Consider the following 6732-nt stretch of genomic DNA (forward strand, 5'->3'; position numbering starts at 1 on the left):
ACCCCGCTCTCGGCCACCGGCGCCAGCGTCGGCGCCAGCGGGCTGACCGTCACCGCTTCGGTGGCGGTGGTGGTGGTGCTGAGGTTCCCTTCGCCATCGGTGGCGGTGGCCGCCACGTTCAGCGTGAAGTTGGTGTCGTTGGGCGGCGTGATGGTCAGTGAACTGAGCGCCCAGCCCGACACATCGACCGAGCTGTGGCTCGCATCGGCAGTGAAGCTGTGGCTGCCATCGCTTAGCGTGGCGCCGGCCGGGATGGCGCTCACCACCAGCGAAGCGAGGCTGTTGCTATCGCCGGCGAGGCCGTTGACCGCGGCGCCGAGGTTCAGCGCGATCGCCGCTCCTTCCACCCCGCTCTCGGCCACCGGCGCCAGCGTCGGCGCCAGCGGGTGGACCGTGACCGCCTCGGTGGCGGTGGTGATCGCGCTGAGGTTGCCCTCGCTATCGGTGGCGGTGGCCGCTACGCTCAGCGTGAAGTTGGTGTCGTTGGGCGGCGTGATGGTCAGCGAGCCCAGCGTCCAGCCGTGGATGTCGATCGCCGTGTGGCTCGCGTTGGCCGTGAAGGTATGACCGCCGGCGCCATCGCTCAGCGTGGCGCCAATCGGGATCGCACTCACCACCAGCGAAGCGAGGCCGTTGGCATCGCCGGCCAGGCCGTTGACCGTGGCGCCGAGGTTCAGCGCGATCGCCGCCCCTTCGACGCCACTCTCGGCCACCGGCGCCAGCGTCGGCGCCAGCGGATTGACCGTGACCGCCTCGGTGGCCGTGGAACTATTGCCGGCCATATCAGTCGCCCTGACATTCAGCGTGAAGTTGGCATCGCCGGACGGCGTGATGGTCAGCGAGCTCAGCGTCCAGCCATGAACATCGATCGCGGTGTGGCTCGCATCGGCGGTGAAGCTATGGCTGCCATCGCTCAGTGTGGCACCGACCGGGATCGCGCTGACCACCAGCGAGGCCAGGCCATTGCCAGAGCCGAACGCCGTCGCCGAGAGCGCACCTAGCGCGATTGGGGAGCCCTCGACTCCCGTCCTGGCATCGGATGGCCACATTACTGTTGGCGCTCCCGTGTCGAGCGAGAAAGTGAGATTGGTTGCGCCCGAAACGTTGCCGTGTATGTCAATCTGGCGCACCAGCAGGTTGTTCATGCCCTCCGCCGTGCTGAAGCTGCCGTTCCATGTCGTACCGCCGTCGACGCTGTACTGGACCGTCGCACCGTGTGCGATCCCCGTCAGGCAGAGCGAGCCATCGTTGGTGACATTGTCAGTGCTGGAAGCGCCAGTGTCATGCGCAAGTGTCACCACTGGCTTGGGCGGAGCGATCTCTACGTAAGCGGTGGCCCAGCTCAGGGTGCCATTGCCGAGCCGGATGGCATAGGTGAAGCTGTCCGTCGCATAGCCAAGGTCACGGTAGCTGTTGGAAAGCCATGTCGGATCCAGGCTCCGCGCATCGTAGCCAATCTTTCCATCCGCCGTGATCCAGATGTGCGCGCCATGATAGCTCAGGTCCCCGTTCACCGTTTCCGCCCTCACGGTGTCCTGACTGAGCAGCGCGCTTTGCTCGGCAGCAATCGTCGTCTCGCTGCCGGAATCGATCGAGTACAGCGTCTTCGCGGCTCCGCCGAGATCATTGGCCATGACGTTCAAGCAGATCGTCCCGAGCGAGCTGCACGTGAGGCCTGTCATTGCCGCGGTAAATACGTCGTCCGTCGCCTGGGGCGTATTGGAGATCGAAGTCGCAGTACCGTTGTTATTCGTAGCCATGACAAACTCCGTGATCGTCTCTGAGGTTTAGCGTTGAAAGCAGGATGCTGCTAGCCCGACTCGGCGTATCACCGAAGTGGCGGCAACGATGACCATACTCATTTCCCGTCAAGCAGCTTATTCACTGGCGCGGTTAGCGCTCGCGCAGCGCCACGTCCTTGGTTTTTATGATGGGCTTCAGCAAGTAATGCAGTACGGTCTTCTGGCCTGTGCGGATGTCAACCGTGGCCACCATGCCAGGCAGTATCGGCACGGGATCGCCGCGCCCGCTTGGCCTGTTCTGCTTTGTCCGCACCAGGATCCGATAGTAGGGCTCGGGCTTTTCACCGGGTTTTTCCGGGACTAGCGTATCGGCGCTGATATGCTCCAGCGTCGCCGGAAAGCCGCCGAAGATGGAATAGTCGTAGGCCGACAGTTTGACCATTGCCTCCTGCCCCACGTGCAGGTAGGCAACGTCCGCGGGACGTACACGTGCTTCGATCAACAGCGTGTCTTCCAGCGGCACGATCTCCATCAGGTCCATGCCGGGCTGGGCCACGCCCCCTACTGTATTCAGCTTGATCTGTTTGACAACACCCGCTACCGGAGCCCGCACCACGGCGTGTACGACCCGGTCTTCCAATGCTGTGTTGGCAGCGCTCAATGCGGCTTGCTCCGCGCCCGCCTGGTTGAGGTCTTTCATGGCGTCAGCACGAAAGTGCGCGCTCATTTCGTCGATCTTCTGGCGCGCTTCCCGGTAGGCGGCATCCAGCCGGGGCAGAGAAAGTCTGGTCGCACTGAGTTCACCGGCCAGGTCATTGGCTTCCCGCTCCAGCCGCAACAGCTCTACGTCGGACACGACGCCCTTTTGCGCAAGCGGGCGCGTCATCGCCAGTTCCTTCGAAACCAGTGCGTAGCTTTGCAGCAATTGCGCCTCGCGTGAGCGCTTTTCGGCGAGTTCCTGCCGGCGTTGATCGGCCTGCTGGCGTAGCACGGCCAGGCTTGCCTGCAATTCACGCTGGCGGGACTCAAACAGGTTCTGCTCTTCGGCGAAGAACTTATCTCCTTGTATCCCCTCCGCCCGCCGTGTCGAGATGAAGGGTGTGCCGCCGGCTTCGGCTTTCAAACGCGCCATCCTCGCAATCAGGGCATCATCCTTTGCCTGGCCCTCCTTGTAAGAGGCACTGAACCTGGTGTCATCGATGCGCATCAAGGGCTGATCTTTCTGCACCACCTCGCCCACCCTCACCAGGATTTCCGAAACCACGCCACCATCCGGGTTTTGCACCAGTTGGACCTGGTTGGAGGGAATCACTTTCCCCTCGCCCACCGTTACTTCATCCACCTTGGCCAGGCCCGCCCAGGTCAGCGCCAGAATCAGGAAGAGGAACGTCGACCAGAGAATCCAGTGGGTGAAGGAACGTGGCCCCTCCATCAGCGCCGCGCTGCTCGCCTGCATGTATGCGGTGTCGTCCGCGCGCGGCCTAATCGCCGTGGCGATCCTGCCTAGCCAATCGGTGCGCTTGCCGCCCAGGGGCGCCTCGTCAAGGCGCGGTGTTTCAAGCGGCTGCGACATGGAGCTTCCTTCCTGCAAGGGCCGCGAGCACCGCGTCCCGGGGCCCGTCAGCGACCACACGGCCGTGATCCATCACGATCAGACGGTCAACCAGGCTGAGCAGGGATGTGCGGTGAGTGACGAGCAGCAGCGTGCGGCCGCCAAGCTCGGCCATCAACCTGGCCTTGAGCAGCTCTTCCGAGCGATTGTCCATCGCGCTGCTCGGCTCATCCAGGACCAGAAGCGGTGGCGCGAGAAGCGCGGCGCGGGCGATGGCAATGGCCTGCCGTTGTCCGCCAGACAGGCCCTCACCGCGTTCACCAACTGGCAGGTCGAAGCCATCCGGCGAACCATTGACGAATTCGGTGACACCGCCGACCTGCGCCGCGCGCAGCACCGCAGCGTCGTCCGCGAAGGGTGCACCCAGCAGGATGTTCTCGCGCACGCTTCCATTGAACAGGACGACGTCTTGCGGCACGTAGCCGATGTCGCGCCGCAGTGCGGCGGGATCAAGCTGGCGCAATTCGGTGCCGTCGATCAGTATCGAACCCGAGGTGGGCGGGTAGAGCCCAAGTAGGAGCTTTTCGATGGTGGTCTTGCCCGAACCGATGCGGCCAATGAGCCCAACGCGCTCACCGGGCGCGATATGGAATGAAACATCGTCGAGGACTGTGCTGGTGCGGCCAGGATAAGCAAAGCGAACGTTCCTGAATACGATATCGCCCCGCAACCTGGGACGATGCACGAAAGACTTCTCGGCCGGGCGCTCCACGGGCAGCTTCATCAGGCGATCGATCGAGGCAAGCGCTGCGCGCGACTGGTGATAGCGTGTCAGCAAGGCCGCCACCTGGGACATCGGGGCTAGCGCCCGGCCGGTCAGGGTAGTGCATGCGATCAAGCCACCGGTGGTCAACTTGTCATCGGCAATCAGGTAGACACCAAGCACCACCACGGCAAGGTAGGCCGCTTGCTGAGCGAAGGAGGAAAAGTTGACGATACAGGCTGACAGGAGGCGAGTCTTGAGACCCAGCCTGGAAATCTGACCAAGCGCTTGCTCCCACTTGCCCTGCACCGGCCCTTCGGCTCCCATCGTCTTGATGGTCTCCAGGCCAACCAGGGTCTCTACCAGCATCGCCTGCCGCAGGCTCGCATGGCGTTGATTCGCCTCGATGGCCTGCGCAAGCGGTCCTTGCAGGGCAAGCCCGGCCCCGACCACCAGCGGAATCGCGATCACCGGCGCCCAGCCTAACGCGCCGCCCACCCAGAATATCGCCAGGATAAAGACCACGACGAACGGGACGTCGATCAGCGCGGTAATGGTGGCCGAGGTACAAAACTCGCGTACCGCCTCGAATTCCTGCAGATTATTGGCAAATCCGCCAACTGACGGGGGGCGCGCGGCCATCTGGATGCCGAGGACTTTCTCGAAGATATTTGTTGACAGGATCACGTCGATCTTCTTGCCGGCAATGTCGATAAAGTACCCGCGCAGGGTGCGCATCAACGTATCGAATCCCACTACCAGCATCACGCCGATGGTTAGCGCCCATAAGGTCTCCATCGCGCGATTCGGCACCACCCGGTCATACACGTTCATCGTGAACAGTGGCATGACAAGGGCGAACAGATTGATGAGCAACGAGGCGATCAGAACCTCACCGAAAACCGGCCAGGATTGCACGACCACGCCCCAGAACCACTGGCGCGGCCGGGGCACGGCACTCTGCGCCGAGTCCTCTTCAAAGCGGTAAGCTGGCCGCACAAACAACGCGTAGCCCGTGTAGCACCGCTCAAGTTCCTGGAGTTCGATTTCATGCTCCCCGGCACCGGACTCGGGTGTTACCAGAAGCGTGCGGGTGCCACCTATCCTGCGTACCAGTACGCACGCCTGCTTGTCCTGCAACAGCAGGACGGCGGGCAGAACCAGATCGGAGATGCCGTGCAGGGGCCGCTTGACAAGCTTGGCGGACAGGCCCGCCCGGGCTGCCGCGCGGATGAACAAGGCAGGCGTCAGGCAATGCTCGACCAGGGGCAGCCCCGCCCGCAGGGTATCGGCCGACATTGGCCGGTTGAACATCTTGCCGAGTATCAGGAGACAGCCGAGTAAGGGATCGTCGACCGAAGCCGACAAAGCCTCAAGGCCCGCGGGTTGCTGCGTGAATCCGGCTTGCTGCCCCGGCCCAGGCTGGACTGGAGAGTCTTCCCGATTCATTGGGAGCCCTCCCCGGCAAACTTGGCCCGCGAAGAACCAGGCAGCGCCGGAGCCGCCCCGTCCCTGGCAATAGCTTCCCCCGTGCCTTGCATAACCTCTCCCCGTTTTTTTTGGCTGTTCCGCTCTATGTGTCCCCTCTCAGCAAATTGCATACCAAGCGCCTAATGGGGCTGGCTGGCAAGGCATTGTTGAGCCCATGTGGGGTAAGCAGGGGGGGCGGACTGGAGAAACATTTCAAGCGCGAAACGTCGCGTGCTCGGGCTAATCAGCTTTTCGCTGGAAAATAGCTGCCATTGCTAGTAAAAGAGCCACGCCTGGCAAGGAAGGAAGGCTTGATTCAGCCACGAAACGTTGCTTCCAGTCTCGTGTGAGCTGTTACGGATTACACGCGGCTACAGCCAGGGCCTGGCAGCGCTGGCGCCAGCCGTTGTGGCAAGCCGGCGGCGAGCCGCCGCAATCGGATCAGATATTTTGGCAGTTGCGACTCAATGCCGAATCGCGTAGCGACATTGAAACGGCTTGGGTAGCTGTATCGCAATAAGGAGGCGTAAGGGGGCAAAGCCGGCCGTGGTGGTTGGCTTGTGCGGCCAGCAAACAGAATTGGCGGGCAGCAGAGTGTTCCCACCGGGGCCATGCATCTGGGCGTTGCCAATCATGGGGTGATCGTACTTTTCATGTAAAAAATGGCGGATACAGGGCGCGCATCCGCCTGCAGCAAGGCTTTTCGGGGCAATGAGTCTCGCCCGATTGGTGTACTTGTAAGTCCTTGATAGATCGAGATTTTCCGGGGCAGAACGCCAGAAAATGCACGGAAAGTACGATCACCCCATCTAGGGCCCAACACACCCAAAAATCCTTCTCGATATGCTGGACTGCCGTCCCGAGTCTTGCCGCCGTAGTTATAAACAGGTCTCGCCGGTCCGTGTCGGTTGCCTCGATGATTTGACGATAGTCAGGCTTCATGGGACACCTTCCCGTTCTTCGCATCGCATTCGCCGGTGGCGGCGCCTGTGCCATTGCAATCCAGGAGATCGCGAACAAAGGTCCGCATCCATGCTGGCATGGCACCGAGGCCGGCCATCAGGTCCTCGCGGATTGACTGACCATGGTCGGGGTGTTCGAGCACGTTGCGAAGCGCAGTTGCTATCCGCTCGCTGTCAGAGGCAATGGTGTCTTTAAGCCAATGCAATGCTTGAACGACACGCATTGCAGGACGTCCTGCCCAA

At 62.2% G+C, this 6732-nt stretch carries 2 protein-coding genes and 2 pseudogenes; all 4 read right to left on the minus strand.

Annotation, left to right across the window (positions count from 1 at the left end; all coding sequences use genetic code 11):
* A pseudogene (locus RM96_RS31225) lies at nucleotides 1-1760 on the minus strand (Ig-like domain repeat protein); the annotation flags it as partial.
* 133 nt (nucleotides 1761-1893) lie between these two features.
* The gene (locus tag RM96_RS31230; RefSeq protein ID WP_152624250.1) at nucleotides 1894-3315 is read right to left on the minus strand and encodes an HlyD family type I secretion periplasmic adaptor subunit; all 1422 of its coding nucleotides are present in this window, start codon (nucleotides 3313-3315) and stop codon (nucleotides 1894-1896) included.
* A complete protein-coding gene (locus RM96_RS31235) occupies nucleotides 3299-5506 on the minus strand; it encodes a type I secretion system permease/ATPase (RefSeq protein WP_039015615.1) in 2208 nt (735 codons plus the stop codon). Before RM96_RS31235 ends, RM96_RS31230 begins: the two co-directional genes overlap by 17 nt.
* A gap of 952 nt (nucleotides 5507-6458) precedes the next feature.
* Nucleotides 6459-6732 (minus strand): annotated as a pseudogene (locus RM96_RS31240) (DUF6088 family protein); the annotation flags it as partial.

This window comes from Cupriavidus sp. IDO (assembly GCF_000812465.1).
Lineage (GTDB): Bacteria > Pseudomonadota > Gammaproteobacteria > Burkholderiales > Burkholderiaceae > Cupriavidus.

Excerpts from the sequence above, each read along its gene's own strand:
- RM96_RS31230 (WP_152624250.1), bottom strand. The coding sequence starts at position 3,315 with ATGTCGCAGCCGCTTGAAACACCGCGCCTTGACGAGGCGCCCCTGGGC.
- RM96_RS31235 (WP_039015615.1), bottom strand. The coding sequence starts at position 5,506 with ATGAATCGGGAAGACTCTCCAGTCCAGCCTGGGCCGGGGCAGCAAGCC.